Origin of the sequence: Streptomyces himalayensis subsp. himalayensis, assembly GCF_013778455.1 — a bacterium.
GTDB lineage: Bacteria > Actinomycetota > Actinomycetes > Streptomycetales > Streptomycetaceae > Streptomyces > Streptomyces himalayensis.
Genome location: NZ_JACEHE010000020.1, coordinates 1 through 20458, shown reverse-complemented (window position 1 = coordinate 20458; position 20458 = coordinate 1). Strand labels below are relative to the sequence as shown.

Sequence of the window (20458 nt, the reverse complement as noted above, 5' to 3'; positions counted from 1 at the left end):
ATGGCAGCAGACGAGATAAGCGTCATCGGCGGGATCGACACCCACACCGATCTCCACCAGGCCGCGGTCATCGACAGCATCGGCCGGCACCTGGCCACCGAGCAGTTCGAGACCACCCCGGAGGGATACCAGCGGCTGCTGGACTGGCTCCGGTCCCACGGAGAGGTTCCGTGACCTTCCAGGTAACCCGAGGGAGCGGCACTGCTCCCAAGGGCACCGCTACGTGCGCGTGAAGGCCAACTGCCTCGTTGACTTGCTGGACAGGGCCCAAGGTGCATGTGGGGTGGTCCAAGACACCCACCGAGTGACTAGGCACGGCCTTCGGCTACCGCTTCTCGGCGGTGGGCTGGAGATCGGGGATGCGGGGCGCAGAGCGTCAGCGGCTCAGTCTTGTGGAGCTGGGACACCGTAGTGGGCGGTGCTGTCTCGGGCCTCGATGGCAAGCCGGATCACGGGCAGGGACAAACAGACCTTCTTGGGGAGTCAGCAGAAAGGGAGAGAGCTACTACGCAGGCCGGCAGAACGTCGTGCCGTCGCCCGCTCGCTGACAGGCAACGGCGTCCTGAGGGCGGATGCGGTGAGGGTGGAGTCGAGGGACGACCGTGAATCGGCTCCTCCGTATTCTCCGGCAAAGGTACGGCGCGGCATCGGGACCGGCGAGGCCAACGAGGAGATGGAGACCGCGACCAGGTCGTGGGGGACGTTCGCTCTGAAGCAGGGCGGACGATTTCTCGTCTAAGTGACATGCTGGAGACCGCAACGGTGAAAGGGAGTTGACCTCATGCAGTGGAGGGTCCATGGCGAACGGCAGATCTACAGCAACCCGTGGGTCAACCTGTGGCTCGTGGACGTCCAGCAGCCCGACGGGCGCCGCTGGGAACACCATGTCGTACGCATGCGACACCTGGCGGTGGCCGCCGTGGTCGACGATCAGAAGCGGGTTCTGATGATGTGGCGCCACCGCTTCGTCACCGACACGTGGGGCTGGGAACTGCCCATGGGCCTCATCGAAGAGGATGAAACGCCGGAGCAGGCGGCCGCCCGCGAGGTCGAGGAGGAGACCGGCTGGCGTGTGGAGGCCATCAAGCCCCTGGTCTACGCCCAGCCGGCGAACGGCATCACTGATTCCGAGCACCACGTCTTCCGAGCTGACGGTGCCACCTATACGGGGCCGCCGACGGAAGCGAACGAGTCGGACCGCATCGAGTGGATCCCGCTCTCGCAGATCCGCGGGATGATCGACCGCCGGGAGATTGTCAGCAGCGGCAGCCTGGTCGGTCTGCTCTACCTGCTCCTGGACGAGGCCACCACGAGCGCCTAGCCGAGCCTCTCCCGCATCCGCTGCTCGAAGGCGAGCACCGGCGCCTCGCGAGCGTACGGCCCGAGGCGCCGCTGGAATTCCTGAACATGGCCTGCCACGCGCGGGGAGTCGATGGACGCCGTCAGCTCCAGGGCGAGCCCGGCACTGCGACAGGCCTCATCGAGCTTGCCCTGCTGGAGCTGGGTGCTGGCGAGCCAGAAGGCGTGGAAGGCGCGCCCGCGCTGCTGGCCGGCCTTCTCCCGTCGCAGCCCTTCGGCGATGAGTGGTTCGGCGCGGGCCGCTTCTCCGAGTCTGGCCAGGGCGATCCCTGTATCGACGACGAGTTTGGTTTCGTCGAAGTAGCGCACCCAGGAAGGTGCTTCATCCTCACGACCACGTCCGTGTTCGTAGGTGTCACGGGACCGGTCGAGGGCTTGGTGGCAGCTGGCGGCATCGCGCAGAGTGGCATGAGCGAAGGCTTCGCGCATGTGGAGCATGGACATCACCAAGGGCTGGCCGCCAGCGGATCGGGCCATGTCCTGGGCCTTGCAGGCGAGCGCCACGGCGTCCATCGGGTTGCCGTCGTAGGTGGCCTGCAGACTCATGCAGGAGAGAACGTTGGCGATGAACAGCCGATCGCCCTGCCCGCGGGAGAGGCTGAGGGCCTGGGCGAAGTAGGTGCGCGCGGTGCTGTACTGACGGGCGTCGAAGTACGCCCAGCCTGCGAGGCGGGCCAGTTCAGCGGCCAGCGACTGCAGATCATTGCGCAGAGCGCTGTCGGCGCCGGTCATCAGCTGGGTGACATAACGCAGATGCCCCACGACGGCGGGCCGTAAAGGCGCGCCGCCGTGCTGGTCGTCGCGGCGCCAGTAGTCCTCCACCGAGGAGCGGAGCGCGGCAAGCGTGGAGCGGTTGACCTGCCCGTCGGCCAGTGCCATCAGGTCGTCGAAACCGTCGCTGGGCACAGCCTCAGTGACCGGTTCGTGAGCGGCCTGTGGTTCCGGCTCCGGGACGCTTCCTCGTGTACGGACCGGCTGTGGGATCTCCCAAGGCCGGTGAGCAAGGCCCAGCATCGCGCCGGGGATACGTAGTCCATCGGCGACCCGCTCGATCACGTCGATGTGCGCCAGGCTGCGACGTCCGGCCATGATCTCGCCGACCCGGCTGGGCGTCATGCCGCACAGGGCCGCGATACGCGAGGGATAGATCCCCGCCTTCACTTTGACCAGGCGGAAGATGCGGCCGAAGTCCCGGACACGGCATGCCTCTCGCCATTCAGGGCTGGCCAGTAACTCCGGCGGAAGTGCGCGGTGGGGCTGCGGTCCGGACACTCGGGTCCCTCTTCCTCGCCCCGCAGTCTGTGGGCGGTCTGGGGAGTCAAACCACCCCGGATTTTACCCACGTTGGGTAATCACGATGGCCTCATTCTGTGACCCCTTCCTGCGGTGAGCTGAAGCTCCACTACCGCCCGCGACGAGGGGACGCGATGCTCCCGACAACGACACCCGACCAACAGGCCGCACAGCAGTGGAAGATGCAGTTCACATCCACCCCCAAATGCGTTGCCCTGGTCCGTAGCCAGGTTGGCAAGGCGCTCAAGACCTGGGGTTACGTTCAGGACGACATCGACCGAGTGGTCCTGGTCTCCAGTGAACTGGCCACCAACGCCGTGCAACACGGGCACCGAGCCGGTCACCTCTTCGAAGTCCGTCTGACCGCTGAAGACACTTGCTGCCTGATCGAGGTGTCCGACGCCAGCACTCGTCGCCCTGATCCCGTCACGGCAGGACCGGACGATGAGCACGGTCGTGGCCTGCAACTTGTCGCAGCCCTCGCCGACGAGACCGGTCACCACCCCCGCAGCCCGCTGGGCAAGACGGTCTGGGCCCGCTTCCTCCTCAGTCCGAGCCCAATGAGCCACCGCCCGACACACGGAGACCTCCCGTGACCATCCACCCCGTCGCTGCCCTCGAGGACGAATGCCTCGTCATCGAGGTATCGGACCCAGTGCCTGCGTTTTCCCGCTTCGACGAGGTGATCAAGGCCGGGCCGGAGGACGAGCGTGGTCGAGGCCTGCACCTGATACGCCAGTTCGGCGGTGAAGTGACCTGGTTCCTGCGGGAGAGCGGCGGCAAGACCGTACGCGCTGTCCTCCAGCCATGTGAAGCGCAGCCCTTCGCGGCTCAGTGACCGGCCCCGTACGACACACCACCACGTCAGGAGATTGTCTTGCATGCGTTCGGGCTCTGCGTGGACGAGCGGTACCTACTACCGGCGCTCACGGCCATCACGTCCCTCGCGGACGGTATCGGCCCCGCAGCACGCCGCACCACAGCCGTGCGAGTGCTGACCCTGGACCTGGCTCCCGCACACGCCTGTCTGCTTGCGGCGATCGCGAAGCGGGTCGGGTTCGGTTCATTCGATCTACGGTGGGCCAGGCCGGCGGCGAGGGCGCTGCTGGTGGAGGGCCACTACATCAGCGTCACCACCTATCTGCGGTTCCAGTTCACGCCTCAGTTCGTCCGCCGTCCCTACCTGATCTACGTCGACAGCGACGTCCTGGTCCGCGGAGATCTCGCCGAACCGCTCGACCGCCTGCCGGCGGACCGGGTCGGTGCGGTCCGGGACGAGTTCAACCCATCTGTGGGGGAGTGTCCGGCCCTGCCCGGGCTCGCCGACCGCTTCCCTTCCGTGCGCGGACGCCCCTACTACAACGCCGGCGTGCTGTGGCTGCACACCGCGACGATGAACCGCGTGCGGTCAGGGGCGAAGTGGGCCCTTGCTGCCGGGCGTCGGCACATTCTTCACAACGACCAGGACGCGCTGAATCTGTGGCTGCTTGCCACGCGGGCGGCTCATCCCGTGGACACGGCGTTCAACCGGTTCGAGGTGGCTCGGTTCCTGCAGCGAGGGGACTGGGTGCGCCGCGTGGTGGACCGGCCGCTGCGCGCGGACCCGCGAGCGCGCCTTGTGCACTTCGTCGGCCCTGAGAAGCCGTGGCGGAGCGACTGCCCGACAACCGAGGACGTACGCGAGTACCGGATGCATCTGCGTGCCACGCTCCGCCACGTGCGCCGCTTGGGAGCCGTGGGGGTCGAGGCCGGGTCGGGTGGTGTGCGGTGAGCGGGGTGGCACCAGTGGTCGCCCGGGCCTGCCGGGGCCTGCTCGACGCAGAGGCGGTCTCCTCCCGACGTCTGGCCGCCGGGTCCCGATCGGTGGTCTACCGGGTACGGCTGGCTGACGGGCATAGGGTCGTGGTGAAGGTGTACGCGGCCACGGCCCGGCGCAACGCCTTGACCGAGGCGCGCGTGAGCACAGCGGCCGCCGATTTCGTCGCCGTACCGCCCGTGCTCGCCGTCGGGCTTGTGCCCTCGCTTGGCTCCACGGCACTGATCACCCGTGACCTCGGGACGGTCACGCTCGAGCAGGCCGTTGCCGAGGGCCGTTTCCCCTACAGGTATGCCCTCAGACGCGCCGTCGCGCTCCTGAAGGGTTTCCACAGGATCCCGGCATGGTCCCTGCCCGTGCCTCCTCGCCCGTTCGCGGACCACGTCGCATCGCTGGCCCGGCGCTGTGGTTCCTCGACGCTCCTGCACATCGAACCGGCTCTGGAGTGCATCGCGTCCCGCATCAGTGTCCGACGCCCGGTGTGGTGCCACGGCGATGTGCACTTCGGCAACATCGTCATCTCCGCGGACGGCGCTGATCACCTGGTCGACTTCCCACACATTTGGCACGGGCCCCCCGAATTCGACCTCGCGCAGACGCTCACCATGACCAACGCGCTGGCCCCAGATGACCTGCACGCCATCAAGCGCCACTACGGCACACCCGTGGACACCGGGCTTGTGGCGGCGCTGGTCGTCTTTCACACCCTGCGCTGCTGGGTGCACAGCACACCTCATCCCCGGGACCAGCAGCTGTGGGCGGCGCGTTTTCGCGCTCTGGCCGCCCGGCACCCCGAGCTGTTCCGCAATCCCACCCGCCTGACAGCAGGAAGGACCATCCGGTGAGTGCCCCCGAAGTGTCTGTCGTGATCCCCGCCTACAACGAGGCCGACTACCTGCCCCAGTACCTGCCCACCGTCTTCAAGTCCCTGCAGCTGTGGGAGGAGACCAGCGGCAAACGCGGCGAAGTCATCGTCGTGGACAACGCCAGCACCGACGCCACCGCGCAGGTAGCCACCGGCATGGGCGCCGTGGTGGTACGTGAGCGGCGCCGCAACATCGGTCAGGTCCGCAACACCGGTGCCGCCGTCGCCTTGGGGCGGTTTTTGTTCTTCGTCGACGCCGACGTCGCCCTGCCGGCCGAGGCCGTCTGCGCGGCCGTCGGGCTGCTGTCCTCCGGCCAGTGTGTGGGCGGCGCGATTCCGCCGCGCTACATGCCCAAACGGTGGGGAGCACGCCTTTTGTGCTGGTACTGGGACGCGTACCGACGCCGGAATCGGGGCGCACAGGGCGTGGCCCAGTTCTGCACCGCGGAGGCCTTCGCCACGCTGTCCGGCTACCGCACTGACCTGTTCATGAGCGAGGACGTCGAGTTCTTCTCCCGGCTGCGGGACCTGGGCGACCGCCGCGGAGAGCCGGTCGTACTCGTCGACGACTTGCGCGTGGAGCCGTCGACCCGCCGCTACGACCAGTGGCCTACCTGGCGGATGTGGTGGTGGCAGAACCCGGTCACCGCCCGCGTGCGCCTTCGCTCCGCGTTTTTCTGGCGCCACTGGTACGAGACCACCGTCCGCTGACGACCTACGGGAGATCACACCGTGCCGCAGCTTCCCGTGCCCGACGCCGAGGGCATCTACACCTTCCCCACAGACCTGGCCGAGGCCCACTTCGCCTGGCAGGAGGAGCTCACGAAGATCGCCAGCGGCGGGAGCCTGCTCAACCTTCTCGCACCCCACACCGGTGTCCCGTACGTGATCGAGGAGCGCACGCCCGCAGGACGTCCGGTCGTGGTCATCGAACCCCACCACGACGACTTCGCGCTCTCCGCCGCCGGCCACTTCCTGACACAGCCCCGCCCGCTGACCGTCATCACCGTCTTCAGCCGGTCGGCCACCGTTGACCCCGCCCTGAGCGCGCACTACCGCGGCGAAGAGGCCGTCTCCGCGCTCCGCGCCCGAGAAGGCGCCACGGCCCTGCGCCCGCTCGGCGCCCGCCAGCACGCGCTCGGTCACCGGGACGCCATGAAGCCCTACCGGCCCTACGACCCTACGAGGCTGGAGCACATCGTGTGGGAGTTGCAGCGACTGCTCCGCGTGCAGCCCGGCGCGGAACTCCTCGCCCCGGCCGCAGTCACCCGTCACCCCGACCACCTGCTGGTCCACGAAGCCGCCCGCATCCTCGGCTGTCGCTGGTTCTGGGAAGACGTCGCCTTCTGGCCCACCTACGCCCAGGCCACATGCGACCAGCACCTGTTCCGCCAGCGCACCGGAGGCTGGCTCACCCCTCAGCTGGAGGACATCACCGGCGCGATCCTCGACAAGCTCACTCTGCTCTACCTGCACGGCTCCCAGATCCAGCCACCACACAAGATGTACCGGCCGATCCGCCACGCCTGGACCGCCGCCGCCGACCTGGTCGATCCCGCCGCGGGACCGCGCTTCGCGGAGCGGTTCTACCGCCTGAAGGAGACGGCATGACCATCATCGCCCTCGAAGGCCCCTCATACGCGGGCAAGACCACCGTCCTTCAGACGCTGCGCGCCATCCCCGCTCTCTCGAAGGCCGTCTTCTTCGACTGCTACGTCAAGTCGATCCTTCACCCGGAGAGCATTCCGGAAGCCCGCACAGGCTCCACCGCCGAACAGCTCACCGCCTTCGCCGTGTTCATGGGGATAGAGGCACAGCGGGTGACCGCCGTCACGCGCAGGCCAGCTGCACCAGTCATCCTCCTCGACCGCTCCGTGGACACCCTCATGGCCCACGCCAGAGCACTCGACGAGCTGGCCGGCTACACCGCATACCCCGCCGCACTCCGGCACCTGCAACAACTTCCCCACCTGCGCCCGGACCTGACCATCTATCTGGACGCCAGCCCCGAGTCACTTCACCTGCGCCGCAAGCACGCCGGCCACACCACCACCGAGCCGCACTACTTTCTGCACGACGACGACTTCCTGTCCCTGGCCCGCTCCTACTTCCTCAACGGCAAGCAGCCAGTGATCACGCGGCGCCTCGAGGTGGTCTCGGCCGACCAGCCCCCCGAGGATGTGGCACAGGCCGTCACAGACCTCGTGCTGAATAGGCGGTGACGCGTGCCCACCGTCCTGTTCGCCTGGCGTCGTACGCCGCCGCCGTTCCTCATCGGCGGCGCGGAAGTAACGCAGCAGCTCCTGGCCGAGGAGTTCCGTGCTGCCGGCTGGTCCGTCGCCTACCTCGGCGCTCACCAGCCGCCCTGGGATGTCGCCGCGTCCGAGCTGCCGATGATGCGGCGCCACCTGGCCTCGCTCGGTGTTCCCTGCGAGCAGCAGGACGACGACCTGCGCTACCGGTGGAAGGGCATCACGTGCTGCGCGGTGCCTCAGGCAGCGGTGGAAGCGGCTCTGCGCCACGCGCTGGACCACCAGTCCCCGGACCTGGTGATCACTGCACAGGAGGGGGCCGCGGACCTCTGCGCGATGGGCCGCCGCACCTCGCGAGTCGTCGGCATCCTCCACTCGGTCTCCGCAACCGGGCTCGGCGTCCTCCACGGGAGGCCGCACCACGCGCTGGCTGTCTCCCAGTTCGTCGCCACGCGCGCCCGGCCCCGTCCGGACACCTGCCTCACCGTGCTGCACCCGCCCTTCGTCAGGCCCGTGCTGAAAGACGAACCTCGCACTGGCGATCTCCTCATGATCAACCCAGTTCCGGCGAAAGGCTCGGCGCTGCTGCACCGCCTGATTGGGCGACTGCCGGACCGGCACTTCACCCTGGTCGAGGGCTGGTGGAACACCGCCGAGGAGTTCGTGGGCTATCACAACGTCTCCTACGTGCCACACACGTACGACATGACGCCGCTCTATGCCCGCCACCGGCTGCTGCTCGTCCCCTCCGCCGTCGAGGACGCCTTCCCCCGAGTGATCATCGAGGCTGGGCTGTGCGGCCTGCCCACCCTCGGGGCCCGCCGCGGAGGCATCCCGGAGGCCTTGGGAGGCTCAGGCATGGCGCTGCCTTACGACGACACCGAGGCATGGGCACACGCCATCCAGGCTGCCGATCACGCGGAACTGGGAGCCGGAGCCAGCAGGCGGGCGAAGCAGCTGACCCGGCCGTGCCTGCCGGAGCTGGCCGCGGCCGGAGTTCTCGACGGGTAGCTGTCACGGGCACGCCGCGAACGCGGCCCGTACCTCGTCCAGATGCTCGCTCCACCACTGCACGACCGGCTCGTCCGCCAGAAACAGGTCGTCGCAGCTGGAGTTCTGCCGGTTGTAGTGCCACTCCAGCTGCCAGAAGTCGGTCAGCCGCTTCCACCACAGACGGGACACGGCGTCGGCCAGATCCTTCACGCCCAGCGGGAGCACCGTGCGGTACCCGGTCACGAAAGCGGCGACGCGCTGCAGGTCCAGGCGGCCGTCCATGCCGAACTGGACCTGAGCGGTGCGCGCCACCTCTTCTCCGTAGGGACGCACCTGAATCCGGTCCCAGTCCAGTACCGCGACCACGGTGCCGTCGCGCCGCAGGATGTTCCGGTACTGGAAGTCGCCGTGTGTCCAGCCGAACGGTCCCAGCGGGACCTCGGCGCTCGGTCGTAGCGGCGCGTACTTGTCGAGCAGCAGCTTGCGCTGCTCCAGTGCCTCGGCCGCGAACCGATCGAAAGCCTCCGAGCCGGATCGCCCGATGGTCTGTAGGAGGCGGTCGGATTTCGTAGCTGCGGCCTCCGGCGTGGTCACCCTGGCGCGGGGCCGCTCGTCCGCCCCGGGCAACAGCCCGTCGCGGACCACCGCGCCGTTAAGCCCTTCATGGAGCCGTGCCAGCAGCCCACCGAGCTTCCGCACCTCATCCAGTGATAGCTCGGTGCCCCGTACGTGCTTCCCGTCCACCCAGGGCAGCAGGCAGTATCCGCGTCCGTCCACCTCGACGACGGGATCCCCGCTGACGCTGTGCACCGGCTCACAGACCGGCAGCCCCTCGTCTGCGAGAAGGGACAGCACTCGCAGGTTCCGACGGGCCTTGGTCAGCGGTACGTCGCTGATCTCCTTCAGCGCGAACGTGCCCTCGGGCGTCTCCAGACGCCAGTTGCGGTTCATCAGCCCCGTGGTCAGGAACCTCCAGCTGGTGGCCTCGCTCAGCCTGAAGGCGCGTACCAGTGCCGGAAGTACTGAGGCAACGTCGTCAAGATCCTCGCAGGTCACGTCCGTCACGCGGACCACCATACGCCCGGTTTTCTCCCCGCCCAGCCGAAGCTTGGCCGCTTCGCCCGGCACCGAGTGGATCACCACGCAGGCATCACCGACGAAAGCGGCGCCGCCGCGGAGGGCGATGACGCCCGTCTCCCTGTGAGTTCGTCGCTCCCGCGCGGCGTGCCTTGTCAGAGCCCTCCCGTAGTTTGGCGCCATGGTCGATACAGGCGAGAACGTCACGCAGCGCGTGGCGCCGCCCGCAGTAGATCCTGCCGCGGGCGTCCAGGCCTATTACGCGCAGAACGCCGGACGTCTCGGGCAGCGGTACGGGAGCGTCACCTTTGAGGAAGTGCATGGCGGCGTGCTGGACCTGCTACCGCCCGTCCCGGCGAGGGTCGTGGATATCGGGGCCGGCACGGGGCGGGACGCCGCGGCGCTGGCGGCGCGCGGCTACCAGGTGGTGGCGGCCGAGCCGGTACGCGAGCTACGGGAGGTCGCCCAGCAACAGCACCCGAGCGAGAACGTCTCGTGGGCGGAGGATTCGCTGCCAGAGCTGTCCCGGCTGGATGAGACATTCGACCTTGCGCTGTTGTCGGCCGTCTGGATGCACCTGCCGCTGGCCGAGCGCGGGCGAGCGATGGAGCGGCTGGCCGCGCTTCTGGCCCCGGCGGGCCTGCTCGTTATCTCACTGCGACGAGGGGACCCGCCTACGGACCGGGTGATGTTCGACGTGCCTGCCGAGGACGTCGTTTCTCTGGGGGAGCGAGCAGGGCTACGGCTGGTGCGGCTGGTCGAGGAGGGCAGGGACCGGCTCGGCAGGGCCGACGTGTGGTGGCAGACCGTCGTCCTGCGCAAGGGGGAAGGGTGAACGGGCAGGAGTTCTACGCACAGGACGCCTCCCCGCGTGCGTCGTGGCGCCTGGCGGTGCTGATGGGCGCCAACTCGCGTACCTACAAGTTCGCCCTGGGCCAAACCCTCTTCGAGTTCGGGCGGCTTGGACGGGATGCGGTACCGCTCGGGGAGTTCGCCGTCACCTACAGCCTGGGCATGGCGCGCCACCTGGCCCAGGGCCCGCAGGCCCCGCAGACAGTCGAGTTGAGCGAACAGGATTTCCTCGCCGTCGCAACCCAGGAGGGCGCCGCGACGCTGGCTGCAGGCCATCCCACCGAGCGGCTGCTGACGGCTGCGGTGCGGTCGATGCCCGCGATGGTGATGCAGAAGTTCCACAACCTGCGTGGCAGCGGTGTGGTGCCCCACACGTTCTACGAACTGGAGGGGACGGGGCGGCAGCGCGTGGTGCGGCTGACTCCCGAGCTGATGCGGCTGGCGCGGTCCGAGCAGGCTGCGAGCCTGGCCGCCGAGTTGGGCGCGCGCTGGAGCATCGTGGAAAGCTCCTTCGCGGCCGGCGTGGGGCGGAGCCTGGTAGAGGACGGTGTCACTCATGACTTGGACACGCTCAAGCTCACCGACAAGCTTCGCCGTCGCGCGGTGACCGGCATTGTCGAGGCCACGATCGGCTTCCAGCACGGCCGCTGCCAGATCTGTGGCGACGTCCTGGTCCTGGAGGACGCTATAGCCGTAGACCACGTCTTCCCATTCGCCCTGATGAAGCGCTACGGCAGCGTGGGCGCCTGGCACGGCCCGAACCTGGACACCCTGTGGAACCTCGCCCCTGCGCACGCCGCCTGCAACGGAGTCAAGAGCGATCGACTGCCCACCCCAGCCGAAATCGCCCGCCTGGCCGCCCGCAACGAGACCATCATGCAGTCGCCTCACCCACTGCGCCGCACCCTGCAACTGAGCCTGAAGAGTGCCCTGCGCGGCAGGAACGTGTCATCGTGGCGAGAGTTCCTGGAGGCAGTGCAGGCAGCTGCCTGAAGGGAACTGATCGGGTAGCACGCATGTGTGAGGCTGGTCGCGTCGTAGCGGGTGTCCGCGACCTGCTCGGGCGGAACGGCGGCCTCGATGGTGGCGAGACCCTGGGGGACAACTCGATGGCCAGGCCGCTGGCGCGCCGTCAACGGCGCCCCATCTCGTTCCCCTGATCCGCGCCGGAGCCCGCTTCGAACGCGGTCGGCTCGCCGAACGACCAGAGGCGGTCACGGTATGAATACCGGTAGCGAAGCCTCCTCGATCTTCGAGATCAGCGAGCCGTGTCGGAGTACCGAGCAGGACAGATAGCACTGCTGACCGCGGTGGCGGAAATCAAGCCACTGGTCGGGGCCGTCGTGGCGCGATGGCCCGAGGCACCGCCCTACGGCGGACAGTTTGGCCGGCAAGCCCGGAGTTCGCGTACGACCTGCTTCACCGATCTGTACGAGGCCTACTTCGACACGGAGTTGGACCGACGTTCCTCCGACCAAGCAAATCACGGCCTATGTCGCCGTGCTCTTGGGAACGATGGCCCGATCTCACGAAGACGAAGACGACGTCTCGCCGTGGTCGACCGGTCCGCTGATCAAAGAGGTGAGCGGCCCCCTGATCTACTTCCCGATGAGCTGGAGCATGGCGGAGGAGGTGTCTGCCTCCGCGGCGGAGGCTGCTTCCTCGATGGGTCTCAACTGTTATGACCCGCAGGCACGGCAGCTTCGGCTCTGAGCAATGGCGCGGGGGCGGTCGCGCCTCTGCTGGGCTGCATCGAGCAGCCTCCCGTGCCTGGCTTGGAAGATTGGCGATGGCCGGTCCGCAGCAGCAGCGGTTGCTGCTGCGGGGGCGTGGTGGCGAGCCACGCCATGCCGGCCATCGTGCGACACCCGGCCCGCAAGGGACCAACGACCCGTAACCGGATGCCGCGTCTCTGGGGCGGTGGGCGGATGCGCGCTCACCGCCGGCTTCTACCTTCTGGGATTGCGCTGGGCGGCCTGCTTCAGGATTCGGCGGCGCGTCCACCGTCGGCGTCCGCCCTTCTCCGTGACCGCGTCGGAGGTTTCCAGCAAGGGCAGGTTGCCCTGGGAGAGGCTGCTGGAGAAGGAGTTGACACTCTTGAATCCCAGTAGGGCGGCTGCCTGCGTCGCCCCCAGGAGCTCGTCGGGGTCGCCGTCGACCGGGACGTCGGGCAGAGCGGGGGCGGCACGTTTGGCGCCGGCGTGCTTGCCGCGGCCGGGCCGGGTGGCCATCCAGTCCAGCAGGGTCTGCACGCGCCACATCTGTCGGCGGTAGGCGTTCTGGGGAGTGCCGAGTTCCTCGACGACGTCGGGTTCGGGGAAGTACCCGGGGTGGTCGCGGACGTAGGTGGTTACTTGGTTGGGGTTCTTGTAGCCCAGGAACCTCGAGGCCTCCGCCGCGTTCAGCAGGTCGTCCGGGTCGCGGGACGGCGGCGTGTGCTCGCTGAGCCTCGCGGGCTGGCGGCGGGCGAACCACTTGGTGACCTCGGCGTGGTCCCACAGGCGGGCACGGCCGCGGTGGCCGGCGACTTCGGGGAATCCGTTCTCGGAGCGCTCGTTGTAGAGCATGCTGATCCGCGCGGGCGACAAGCCCTGCTCAGCCGCGATCTCGGCAGCGTCGGCCAGGCGTGGCTCACGGCGCGAGATCATGGCAGAAGCGTCCGTCCTAATCGAAGGTGGGCCAGGCTGTCCGGCTCACAACACACATAATGGCAGGAGTTTGGGATGGGGGGCCAGCTCGCCGCCCAGCTTTTCCGGGCGGCGGACGAAGACGGGGTCATTCCTCCGGGATCAGGCACACGCCGCGGCGGGCTGCGTCCTTGGCCATCTCCGAGTAGGCCATGGCCGCTGGCGTCATCTCCCACTCGGCCAGGGCCAGAAGCAGGAGCAGCTCATCGCGGTCCTGAGATGCGTCGCAGGGCATGCCGGCCGCGTTCGCGGCTGCCACGAGATCCCGGGTGGACAGCCCGGCGAAGCGGGCCGCCACGCTTGGGCGCAGACCTTCAAGGCCCTGCTGGTACAGCTCGTTCGCTTCGCGCAGGAGCAGCGCCAGGTTCTCGTCGTGGCTGGCCGGTGCGGCTGCGGCGAGGTCGAGGATGCGCTGGGTGGTCGTCGTCATCGTGGGCAGTATCCCTCACATGAAGGTCCGGGCGGTGGTGCGCTGCAGCCGTCGCGGAGGGGGGCGGCCCTGGGCGGCGAGGTCCAAAGGCTTTGCGAGGCGGTCGCTGCAGGGTGCGGCGGACCTGCTGCTCGAGCAGACCCATGTCAGGTCCGTCTTCGAGACAGATGATCCCGAGGTCGGGTCGGTGGACTGAGGGTTGGCCTCGATCAGACCGGTGAGGCGCCAGCCGGGGCGGAAGTGGCGCGGCGGTCCGCCTCCACTTCAGCGTAGGGGCCGGCGAGCCGCGGGCGCCGGGCCCTGGCCACCAGCAGGTTGCACTTGGAGGCGAACACGCACGGCGAGCAGGAGCACCTGTTCCGAACTACGAGCAGGTGTGTGCTCGCTTCGGGATCCGGTGAAGGATGATGTCGCCTATGACCTTCAACGCCGCTCCCGAACGCGTGCGACCTGCAGTGGGGGACCAGATCAAGATCTGGTACCGATTTGTGCCGCGTGACGGGTGGCTTCCCTATGACACCGAAGGTTTGTGGGCAACGCAGCTGAGCGAAGATACCGCCCGCGTGGCGAACGTCCCTTTCTTTCAGGACGGCGTGGCCGAAGGGGAAGTCGTCCGGTTCCGTACCGACGCCCAAGGTCTGCACTGGGCGGTGCAGCAAGTGGAGGCGTCGGGTAGCTGCACTATTCGCGTCCTGCCCGTCCCCAGCGGTCCGCTGGGGCGGAGCGCCCACGCTGTCTTTGAGCAGTTGGCGCCCTCTGGCGTGGGCGGTGAGGTCTTCAGCGAAGAGTTCCCTCTGGTTGCCTTCACCGTGCGCGCTGACGCAGACCTTAGCCGGATCAAGGCTCTTCTGACCCGAGGTCAGGAGCACGGTTGGTGGCACTTCGAAACTGCCTGTGTGACAGACGCCTGGCGTGAAGCTTAAGGGCTGTCCCGTAAAGGATCTTCGGGTTGATACAGGGCGAGGTTGGCCCCGATCTGGCTTGCCTCGAACTGGACAGGCGGAACCGGAGGCTTGGCACACGCCCGTTGCATAGGCTCTTTACGTGCAGTGGCATCTGGTACTCGGCTTCATGGCCGCGGTCACACCCCTGACATTGATTCCCGGCACGAGCTTCACGCTGGTCACGCAGCAGGTGATCGCGGGTTCGCGGTCCGACGGTGTGCGCGCCGCATTTGGCTCGGCGTGCGGGCTCTTGGTCCACGCGACGTTTGCCGCGGTTGGCCTGTCAGCCCTCGTCATGTCGTCGGCTCGGGCGCTGACGATGGTGAAGCTCCTGGGCGGCGTCTATCTCATCTGGTTGGGCGTGACCACGTGGCGTTCTGCACGTCGAGGCGTAGAACCAACGACACGCAGGCGATGGCGCCTGCCATGGGCTCAACTCCAGGGCTTGGCCAGGGGTTGTGGTCCAACGTCCTCAATCCGAAGGCCGCGTCGGTCTATCTCACCCTGATGCCGCAGTTCCTGACCTCCAGCCGCCCTATTGCGCCACAGATCGCCACGCTTGCGATCGCGCATGTAGCCGTCGTGCTGGTGTGGCTGCTGTTCTGGACATCCGTGATCGCCTTCGCGCACACGGCAATCGACACACCTCGATTCCGGCGGTGGATGAGTCGCCTGGCAGGAGCCGTGCTGGTGGCCTTCGGGGTTCGAACAGCGGCGGCGAGCTGAGGTTCGGCGTCTCCAAGTCCGCCGCCGACCGTCATCATCGACCATATCGGCCCCAGCTGGCGCTCCAGCCACGCAAGCGCCGACCAATCCACTGGCCACTGATCGACCTCGCGCAGCTGTACCAGATGGTCGTCGGGCATCGGCAGCGCGTACCCGAGCGGTAGAGGGCGACGGCGGTCGCGGTGGCGACGCGGCTGCGGTTGTAGGCGACGGCTTCCTCGGCGCTGGCGTTGGTGCCGAACGATTCGTTGGTGGTGGGAACCTGCGCGGCTTCGGCCTGGGCGCGGCGGGCGTGTTCGTGCTCGCGGACGGCTTCGGTGAGGCAGTAGGGGCCCACCACTGCATCTCGTCGATATGGCGGGCCAGTGAGCCGGGGCAGTGGGCCGGCATCAGCAGGAGTGCCGGGTGCGGGGAGGCGGTGAGCCATTGTGCGGCGGTCCACCAGGCGGCCACGGCGGCTTGCCGCGCCGGGTGGGCGGCACGGGCTTCCCGTCCGAAGCGGGCGGCTTCGGCCTGGTGGTGGGAGGCCGACCAGGTGAGGAAAGGCAGGGCGGGAGTGTCGCGCTGCCAGGAGGCGTCCAGGATCACGGGCAGGTCGTCGCGCGGCGCAACGTGCTCGGCGCAGGGGGCGCAGGACGGCGGTGAGCGTTGCTGCCGTCTTTCTCCGACGGTGCGTGTTCAGGGGACTTCATCGGATACACCGACACTTGGGGGCGGTCGACGTTGTCGCGGCAGAGGGTCAGGCTGCCCCGGTAGCCGGTGTGGCTGCGGGCGAGCCGCGGCAGGGCGGGTTGCTGGGGGCGGTGGTCTGGAAGGCGTTGACGGGTCCAGACAGGCGCGTACGGCGGTGAACTGGTCCCAGTGGTGAGGGTGGTGCTTGCCGGTGACGTGCACGCTGCCGCGCATCGCCCGCCCAGCTCGAGCACGACGGCGTCGGCCTGGTGGGGGGCCTGCGGTGGCGCGCACGGTACTGGCGGGCGTCTCGATGGTCAGGCTCCGGCTGGTCATGGGCTGTGGCTCCTCGGGGGCGACTCGGTGAGCCGAGGGCCTGCCGCCCCGCGCTCGCCGAAGGGGAGGGCGCGGGCGGCGGGGCGGCAGGTGCCGCTCTGGCCGGGTCGGCCTGCCGCCTCCCCGGGCCTGGGGGCGGGAACGGCGTCTGTGGGCTACGCCTGCGGCGGCTTGTGGCGGCGGAGGCTGTCCCGCTGGGTCAGGGAGACGTCGCGGCCGCACGGGCACTGGGCATAGCGGCGGCCGTGCATGCGGAAGAACTTCGGCCCGTCAGACTGGCGTTGACGGTGCGGATGGTGCCGGGGACCGGCGTGGTGTTGGTGCAGTAGCCGTCCGAGGTGACGGCGGGCGTGTCAGTCACGGGGCCTCCTCGTTGGTGTCCGGGATCTGGGGCAGGACCGGGGAGCGGTAGACCTTGCGCAGTACGGCGGAGACGTGGGGGCACGGGATGACCGCGTCCTGGAGCTGGGCCGTGTCCATGGGGTGCAGCCACCCGTTCCGTACAATCCAGCCGCACGCACGGGGGTTCGGCTCGGCGGCCGTGGTGGCGACTAGGACGGCGTGCCGGACGGTGCTGCCCTCCAGCGCGAACACCAGCAGCGCGCGCCGCGCGGCGAAGTCGTCTTCGTCGAGCACTGCCAGGCGTAGCGGGGCGGTGCCGACGGAGAGGTCGGCCTGACCCCGGACGAAGGTGTCGTCGGTCCGCTCGGCCACCAGACTGATCGCGTGCTCCCCGTCTCCGAGTGCCTGGACCAGGACGGCAAGCGCGGTCAGGGTGCGGCTCATGGCAGCGGCTATGCGTCATCGTCGGGCCATATGAGCTCCGGGCGTGCGGGCATGGGGACTCCTTGCGGGGCGGGGCGGGGCGGTGAGCGCCGGGGGCCGGCGTACTGCGCCTCATGGCGTGGCAGGCGTCTTCTGGCGCGCGCTCTGCTCCGCAGACACGTCGCGCTGCCGCTACGCGGCAGGGGCGGGGCGGGCGCGCTCCGCGCTCCCTGAAGGCGTGGGGCGCGCTCCGCGCTCTGGGCGGTCGGGGCCGTGCGGGCCGGGCTCGGGGAGGTTCCCGGCCCGCACGGGGTCTGTCAGCCGTGCACGGCGGCGGCCGTGAGGGCGGGCACCGCGAGCGCTTCCAGGGCGGCGGCCTGGTCGGCGTCGGTGAGCGTCTGCGCGGTCGACGTGACGGCCTGCATCACGCCCCCGGCCGTCATCTGACCGCCCCGGACGAAGTGAGCCAAGATCATGTCCTTGGCCTCGGTGCCGATGCTGAGCGTCTTGGTGACGTGCTCGATCGTCTTCGTCGGCTCGGCCAGCGTCTTACCGGCGGCGGCCTCCATCTCCGACACCTTGGCCTCGACGTACTCCCGTGACAGGAAGGTGCGCACGGCGTCGGCCGTCTTGCACGTGATCAGTTCCAGCGTCTTGCGCTGGGTCTGGCCGGACCAGGACACGACGCCCTCGTCCTGCTTGCCTCCGAGGTGGACGGCGCGCATGACGTCCTTGGCCATGGTCAGGCCGTTGCGGCATACCTGGATCACCGCACGCGGGGTGATGGTGTACGCCCCGGCGCCCACCTCGCTGTTGGTGATGACGAAACCAGCCGAGACCATCGGCAGTTCGTCACCGCTGCGGCCGTCGAACGGGGAGCGGTAGCCGCGCAGCAGCGCGCGGGCCTGGATCGCGACCGCTTGGGACTCCACACGCACGTACATGCGCCGGTCGGTCAGGTCGCAGCCGGTCACCCGCGTGGGGTGGCCGGACTGCTGCACCCCGTCCAGGGCGGCGAGCAGCATGTCGAAGTTGTCCATCACCTTGTAGCTGTCGGACAGCAGCGCGCGGGCCACGCCCTCGGCGGGCGGCATGCCGGGGCCGTTCTCGCCCCGGAACGCACGCAACATGAACCGGCGCTCCGGCTCTTGGCCCAGCCACGCGTTGACGTTCTCGTCCAGCAGCGGAACGTTGTCGGTGCGCATGCGGCGCAGGTAGGCGAGCGGGATCCGCAGCTTGTCCGCGATTCCCTCGTCGGCGACGGCAGTGGGCCGGTAGATGCCGTCGACCTCCGTCACACCGTCCTCCGTGATCAGGGACTCCACGCCCTCGACGTGCACGTTGCCCTCGCGGAACCGCAGCGCGGCGGCGGGGGCGATCACGTCCAGCTTCCGGTGCTGCTGGTCCTCCAGGATGCGGACCAAGTCGGAGAGTTCGGCGTTTCGGGCACCGGTGGGGGCGACGTTCGTGGCGCGCTCGGCGAACTGCTGAGTCATGCGGTGTACCCCTTCGTTGTGGTTTCTGCGGGTCCGGGGGCGGGGCCACCGCCCCCGAACAACTTCGATAATAGTGTGTTGCAGGGGTGAGTAAACCCGCCCCTGACCTGAACACTTAGACCATCGCGCGGTAATCGGGCAGCGGCGTCAGGCTCGTCCGCCGCACATTCGTGACCATCGACACCGGCGCGGCACCGCGCATCCCGCACAGGTCGTAGCGCAGCTCGGGGACCTCGCCGAACCGGTCGGCGTGCGCGTGGATCGCGCTGACCCAGTACGCACCGTGACGCTGCGTCAGACTGCCGTGATACCTGACCTTCTGCCACAGCACCGGTCCGGCGTGCTGCGGGTCCAGACTCCGCGCCACCGCGATCACGAGCTGATCCGCCACCCGCTCCGACAGCAGCATCACGAACGCGCGCGCGACCGTCGCGCGGTCAACCGGCACATCAGCCATGGCCGGGCCCGTGTGACCGGTGCGCACACCCATCGCCCAACCCAACTCGAAGAACGGCCGGACCATCTCCAACTGCTCGTGCGGCACCCGCAGCGCGTCCCGGTCGCTCTCGCTGCGCGCCAACTCCCGCAGCGCGTAACCGGCCTGCTCCCGCTCTGCCACCGTGAGCGGCGCCCCAGCCTCCTCGGCCTGGTCCGCAATCCGCGTGTTCTCCATGACTTCCCCTCTCCTCTCGGTGATACGGGTGCAAGGGGGCGCCCCGCCCGGTAGCGCCCCCGGGCGGATTTACTTCAGAAACCCGCGCGACCGAAGGAACTCGGCCGTGATGTGCGCGACTCCACGGGGCTTGTAGATCTGAGGGAATCGCCGCATCTCCACCTCGGTACGCCCTTTCTCGTCCGACTCCATCAGCTCGTGAACAAGCCGGTAAGGACCGTCACCCATCGGCATTTCCAGCACCACCGGACCAACTTTGGTGTCGAAGCGAATTCCGGTGTAATTCGCGTCGGAGTTGTGCACGATGTTCGCTCCTGCCCGCGCACACATCAGCGGCATGAAGTTCGCGATCGTGCGGGCCTGAATCGCAAGGCCGTTCATGGGGGCGTCCTGGCCGCCGCGCACCCGGCGGACGATTCCGTCAGAGATCTGGATTTCCACATCTTCCCCTTCGTTGGTCACTGCGGTCCCTGGGGTCGCCTCCACCAGGACTTCAAATAATAGTGGATGTATGGCCTTGGGGGAAGACCTGTTGCACCACGCGTTGCGGCATCTGTTGCGCCACGGTGTCGCGCCATAGGTTGCGCCAGATGTTGCGCGGCCTTGCGGCCGGCCTTCCCATCACCCCAGCTCACAGGGCGATTTGGGCCTGGTCGGCTAGCTGACATCCCCTCTGCTGCCACTACTCCCTGCCCGAAGGAGAGAAAGGCGGGTTGCGGGCTGAGCGGCGCGGCGGCCTCGGGGATCGGGGCCAGGGTTTGGGTTGCGCGTCGGCGGGGCCGCCACGCTTCGGGCGCTGGTGCGCCCTGGGGCTTGGTGGTGGCCCTGCGGGGCGCGCGGGTGAGGCTGTAGCCACGGGTTGCCAGGAACGACACGAGGGCATGTTTTCATCCAAACTAACGGGACGGAATTCAGGGGAATTTGATTTGATTTCATTTAACCTTTCCCGGGAGGGATTAAATGAATCGCGCACATTCTGCCTTTGGAAGGGAAATGGGCATGAATGAATAGGCGGTGACAGTTTGCAAGGATCCGGGCAGGGGAGCCCGCCCCGCCTTGCTGCGCTTTCAGGAATTCGCGGAGCGAATTCTGTTTTGGCTCGAATCGCGGAGCGATTCGAGCCGCCGTCACGGAGTGACGGCACCTCAATTTCCTTGCGGAGCAAGGAAATTAGCCCGCCGCGTAGCGGCGGCGCGTCGTGTCTGCGGAGCAGACCGCGCGC

Annotated in this window: 26 protein-coding genes and 1 pseudogene; 17 read left to right on the top strand and 10 right to left on the bottom strand. The window is 68.4% G+C overall.

The genetic code is table 11. The features are described from left to right. The 3 genes from H1D24_RS28145 to H1D24_RS28135 all read left to right on the top strand — a co-directional run bounded on the left by H1D24_RS28145 (position 1) and on the right by H1D24_RS28135 (position 1321). Entirely contained in the window at positions 1 to 174 is a 174-nt protein-coding gene (locus tag H1D24_RS28145) for an IS110 family transposase (RefSeq protein ID WP_258564370.1), read from the top strand. Between the two features lie 262 nt (positions 175 to 436). After that, positions 437 to 739, top strand: a complete 303-nt coding sequence (locus H1D24_RS28140; RefSeq protein ID WP_181660520.1) for a hypothetical protein — start codon at positions 437 to 439, stop codon at positions 737 to 739. Between the two features lie 42 nt (positions 740 to 781). Further along, a complete protein-coding gene (locus H1D24_RS28135) occupies positions 782 to 1321 on the top strand; it encodes an NUDIX hydrolase (RefSeq protein WP_181660519.1) in 540 nt (179 codons plus the stop codon). Here H1D24_RS28135 and H1D24_RS28130 read toward each other — a convergent pair. Beyond that, positions 1318 to 2631: a helix-turn-helix domain-containing protein gene (locus tag H1D24_RS28130; RefSeq protein WP_181660518.1), complete on the bottom strand. Its 1314-nt coding sequence runs from the start codon at positions 2629 to 2631 to the stop codon at positions 1318 to 1320. The two genes, H1D24_RS28135 and H1D24_RS28130, sit on opposite strands and share 4 nt — an antisense overlap. Before the next feature lie 155 nt (positions 2632 to 2786). On the opposite strand from H1D24_RS28130, the gene H1D24_RS28125 reads away from it, so the two are divergent. From H1D24_RS28125 to H1D24_RS28090, 8 genes are read left to right on the top strand one after another with little or no spacing between them, the layout of a single operon-like run. Next, positions 2787 to 3248 carry an ATP-binding protein gene (locus H1D24_RS28125; protein ID WP_181660517.1) on the top strand — a complete coding sequence of 154 codons (462 nt, stop codon included), beginning with the start codon at positions 2787 to 2789 and terminating at the stop codon, positions 3246 to 3248. Next, positions 3245 to 3490: an ATP-binding protein gene (locus tag H1D24_RS28120; protein WP_181660516.1), complete on the top strand. Its 246-nt coding sequence runs from the start codon at positions 3245 to 3247 to the stop codon at positions 3488 to 3490. The genes H1D24_RS28125 and H1D24_RS28120 overlap by 4 nt, the downstream gene beginning before the upstream one ends. Before the next feature lie 39 nt (positions 3491 to 3529). Further along, positions 3530 to 4423, top strand: a complete 894-nt coding sequence (locus tag H1D24_RS28115) for a glycosyltransferase family 8 protein (RefSeq protein WP_181660515.1) — start codon at positions 3530 to 3532, stop codon at positions 4421 to 4423. Positions 4424 to 4428: 5 nt separating this feature from the next. Next, positions 4429 to 5313, top strand: coding sequence for a phosphotransferase family protein (locus tag H1D24_RS42700; protein WP_181660514.1), 885 nt, complete (start codon positions 4429 to 4431; stop codon positions 5311 to 5313). Continuing rightward, on the top strand, positions 5310 to 6044 hold the full coding sequence (locus H1D24_RS28105) for a glycosyltransferase (RefSeq protein ID WP_181660513.1): 735 nt from the start codon (positions 5310 to 5312) through the stop codon (positions 6042 to 6044). Before H1D24_RS42700 ends, H1D24_RS28105 begins: the two co-directional genes overlap by 4 nt. 21 nt (positions 6045 to 6065) lie before the next feature. Next, positions 6066 to 6944, top strand: coding sequence for a PIG-L deacetylase family protein (locus H1D24_RS28100; protein WP_309484469.1), 879 nt, complete (start codon positions 6066 to 6068; stop codon positions 6942 to 6944). Further along, positions 6941 to 7555 (top strand): nucleoside/nucleotide kinase family protein, encoded by a 615-nt coding sequence (locus H1D24_RS28095; protein ID WP_181660512.1) that lies wholly within the window; start codon positions 6941 to 6943, stop codon positions 7553 to 7555. The genes H1D24_RS28100 and H1D24_RS28095 overlap by 4 nt, the downstream gene beginning before the upstream one ends. 3 nt (positions 7556 to 7558) lie before the next feature. Then, complete coding sequence (locus H1D24_RS28090) at positions 7559 to 8596, top strand: glycosyltransferase (protein WP_181660511.1); 1038 nt, start codon at positions 7559 to 7561, stop codon at positions 8594 to 8596. Positions 8597 to 8599: 3 nt separating this feature from the next. On the opposite strand, the gene H1D24_RS28085 is transcribed toward H1D24_RS28090, so the two are convergent. Then, positions 8600 to 9643 (bottom strand): phosphotransferase, encoded by a 1044-nt coding sequence (locus tag H1D24_RS28085; RefSeq protein WP_309484468.1) that lies wholly within the window; start codon positions 9641 to 9643, stop codon positions 8600 to 8602. A 193-nt stretch (positions 9644 to 9836) separates the two neighbouring features. On the opposite strand from H1D24_RS28085, the gene H1D24_RS28080 reads away from it, so the two are divergent. The 3 genes from H1D24_RS28080 (at position 9837) to H1D24_RS28070 (ending at position 12220) form a co-directional block, all read left to right on the top strand. After that, positions 9837 to 10490 carry a class I SAM-dependent methyltransferase gene (locus H1D24_RS28080; protein WP_181660509.1) on the top strand — a complete coding sequence of 218 codons (654 nt, stop codon included), beginning with the start codon at positions 9837 to 9839 and terminating at the stop codon, positions 10488 to 10490. After that, entirely contained in the window at positions 10487 to 11500 is a 1014-nt protein-coding gene (locus H1D24_RS28075) for an HNH endonuclease (protein ID WP_309484467.1), read from the top strand. Before H1D24_RS28080 ends, H1D24_RS28075 begins: the two co-directional genes overlap by 4 nt. A gap of 522 nt (positions 11501 to 12022) precedes the next feature. Then, the gene (locus tag H1D24_RS28070) at positions 12023 to 12220 is read left to right on the top strand and encodes a hypothetical protein (protein WP_181660508.1); all 198 of its coding nucleotides are present in this window, start codon (positions 12023 to 12025) and stop codon (positions 12218 to 12220) included. 236 nt (positions 12221 to 12456) lie between these two features. Here H1D24_RS28070 and H1D24_RS28065 read toward each other — a convergent pair whose 3' ends face one another. Together H1D24_RS28065 and H1D24_RS28060 are read right to left on the bottom strand one after the other, a co-directional pair. Continuing rightward, positions 12457 to 13155: a hypothetical protein gene (locus H1D24_RS28065; protein WP_181660507.1), complete on the bottom strand. Its 699-nt coding sequence runs from the start codon at positions 13153 to 13155 to the stop codon at positions 12457 to 12459. Between the two features lie 127 nt (positions 13156 to 13282). After that, positions 13283 to 13624 (bottom strand): hypothetical protein, encoded by a 342-nt coding sequence (locus H1D24_RS28060; protein ID WP_181660506.1) that lies wholly within the window; start codon positions 13622 to 13624, stop codon positions 13283 to 13285. 416 nt (positions 13625 to 14040) lie between these two features. On the opposite strand from H1D24_RS28060, the gene H1D24_RS28055 reads away from it, so the two are divergent. From H1D24_RS28055 to H1D24_RS43675, 3 genes and pseudogenes are all read left to right on the top strand, one after another. After that, a complete protein-coding gene (locus H1D24_RS28055) occupies positions 14041 to 14547 on the top strand; it encodes a DUF4265 domain-containing protein (RefSeq protein ID WP_181660505.1) in 507 nt (168 codons plus the stop codon). Positions 14548 to 14695: 148 nt separating this feature from the next. Continuing rightward, positions 14696 to 14899 (top strand): annotated as a pseudogene (locus tag H1D24_RS43680) (LysE family transporter); the annotation flags it as partial. A 38-nt stretch (positions 14900 to 14937) separates the two neighbouring features. Next, positions 14938 to 15294, top strand: a complete 357-nt coding sequence (locus tag H1D24_RS43675; protein ID WP_309484466.1) for a LysE family translocator — start codon at positions 14938 to 14940, stop codon at positions 15292 to 15294. A gap of 34 nt (positions 15295 to 15328) precedes the next feature. Here H1D24_RS43675 and H1D24_RS28045 read toward each other — a convergent pair whose 3' ends face one another. The 6 genes from H1D24_RS28045 to H1D24_RS28020 form a co-directional block, all read right to left on the bottom strand. Next, positions 15329 to 15634 (bottom strand): hypothetical protein, encoded by a 306-nt coding sequence (locus H1D24_RS28045; protein WP_220137352.1) that lies wholly within the window; start codon positions 15632 to 15634, stop codon positions 15329 to 15331. Between the two features lie 867 nt (positions 15635 to 16501). Then, entirely contained in the window at positions 16502 to 16663 is a 162-nt protein-coding gene (locus H1D24_RS28040; RefSeq protein ID WP_258564368.1) for a hypothetical protein, read from the bottom strand. Beyond that, the gene (locus tag H1D24_RS28035; protein ID WP_258564367.1) at positions 16660 to 17088 is read right to left on the bottom strand and encodes a hypothetical protein; all 429 of its coding nucleotides are present in this window, start codon (positions 17086 to 17088) and stop codon (positions 16660 to 16662) included. The genes H1D24_RS28040 and H1D24_RS28035 overlap by 4 nt, the downstream gene beginning before the upstream one ends. Before the next feature lie 296 nt (positions 17089 to 17384). Then, positions 17385 to 18563 (bottom strand): DUF932 domain-containing protein, encoded by a 1179-nt coding sequence (locus H1D24_RS28030; protein WP_181660504.1) that lies wholly within the window; start codon positions 18561 to 18563, stop codon positions 17385 to 17387. Between the two features lie 115 nt (positions 18564 to 18678). Then, a complete protein-coding gene (locus H1D24_RS28025; RefSeq protein ID WP_181660503.1) occupies positions 18679 to 19236 on the bottom strand; it encodes a hypothetical protein in 558 nt (185 codons plus the stop codon). A gap of 69 nt (positions 19237 to 19305) precedes the next feature. Beyond that, positions 19306 to 19698 carry a hypothetical protein gene (locus tag H1D24_RS28020; RefSeq protein WP_309484465.1) on the bottom strand — a complete coding sequence of 131 codons (393 nt, stop codon included), beginning with the start codon at positions 19696 to 19698 and terminating at the stop codon, positions 19306 to 19308. Between the last annotated feature and the right edge of the window lie 760 nt (positions 19699 to 20458).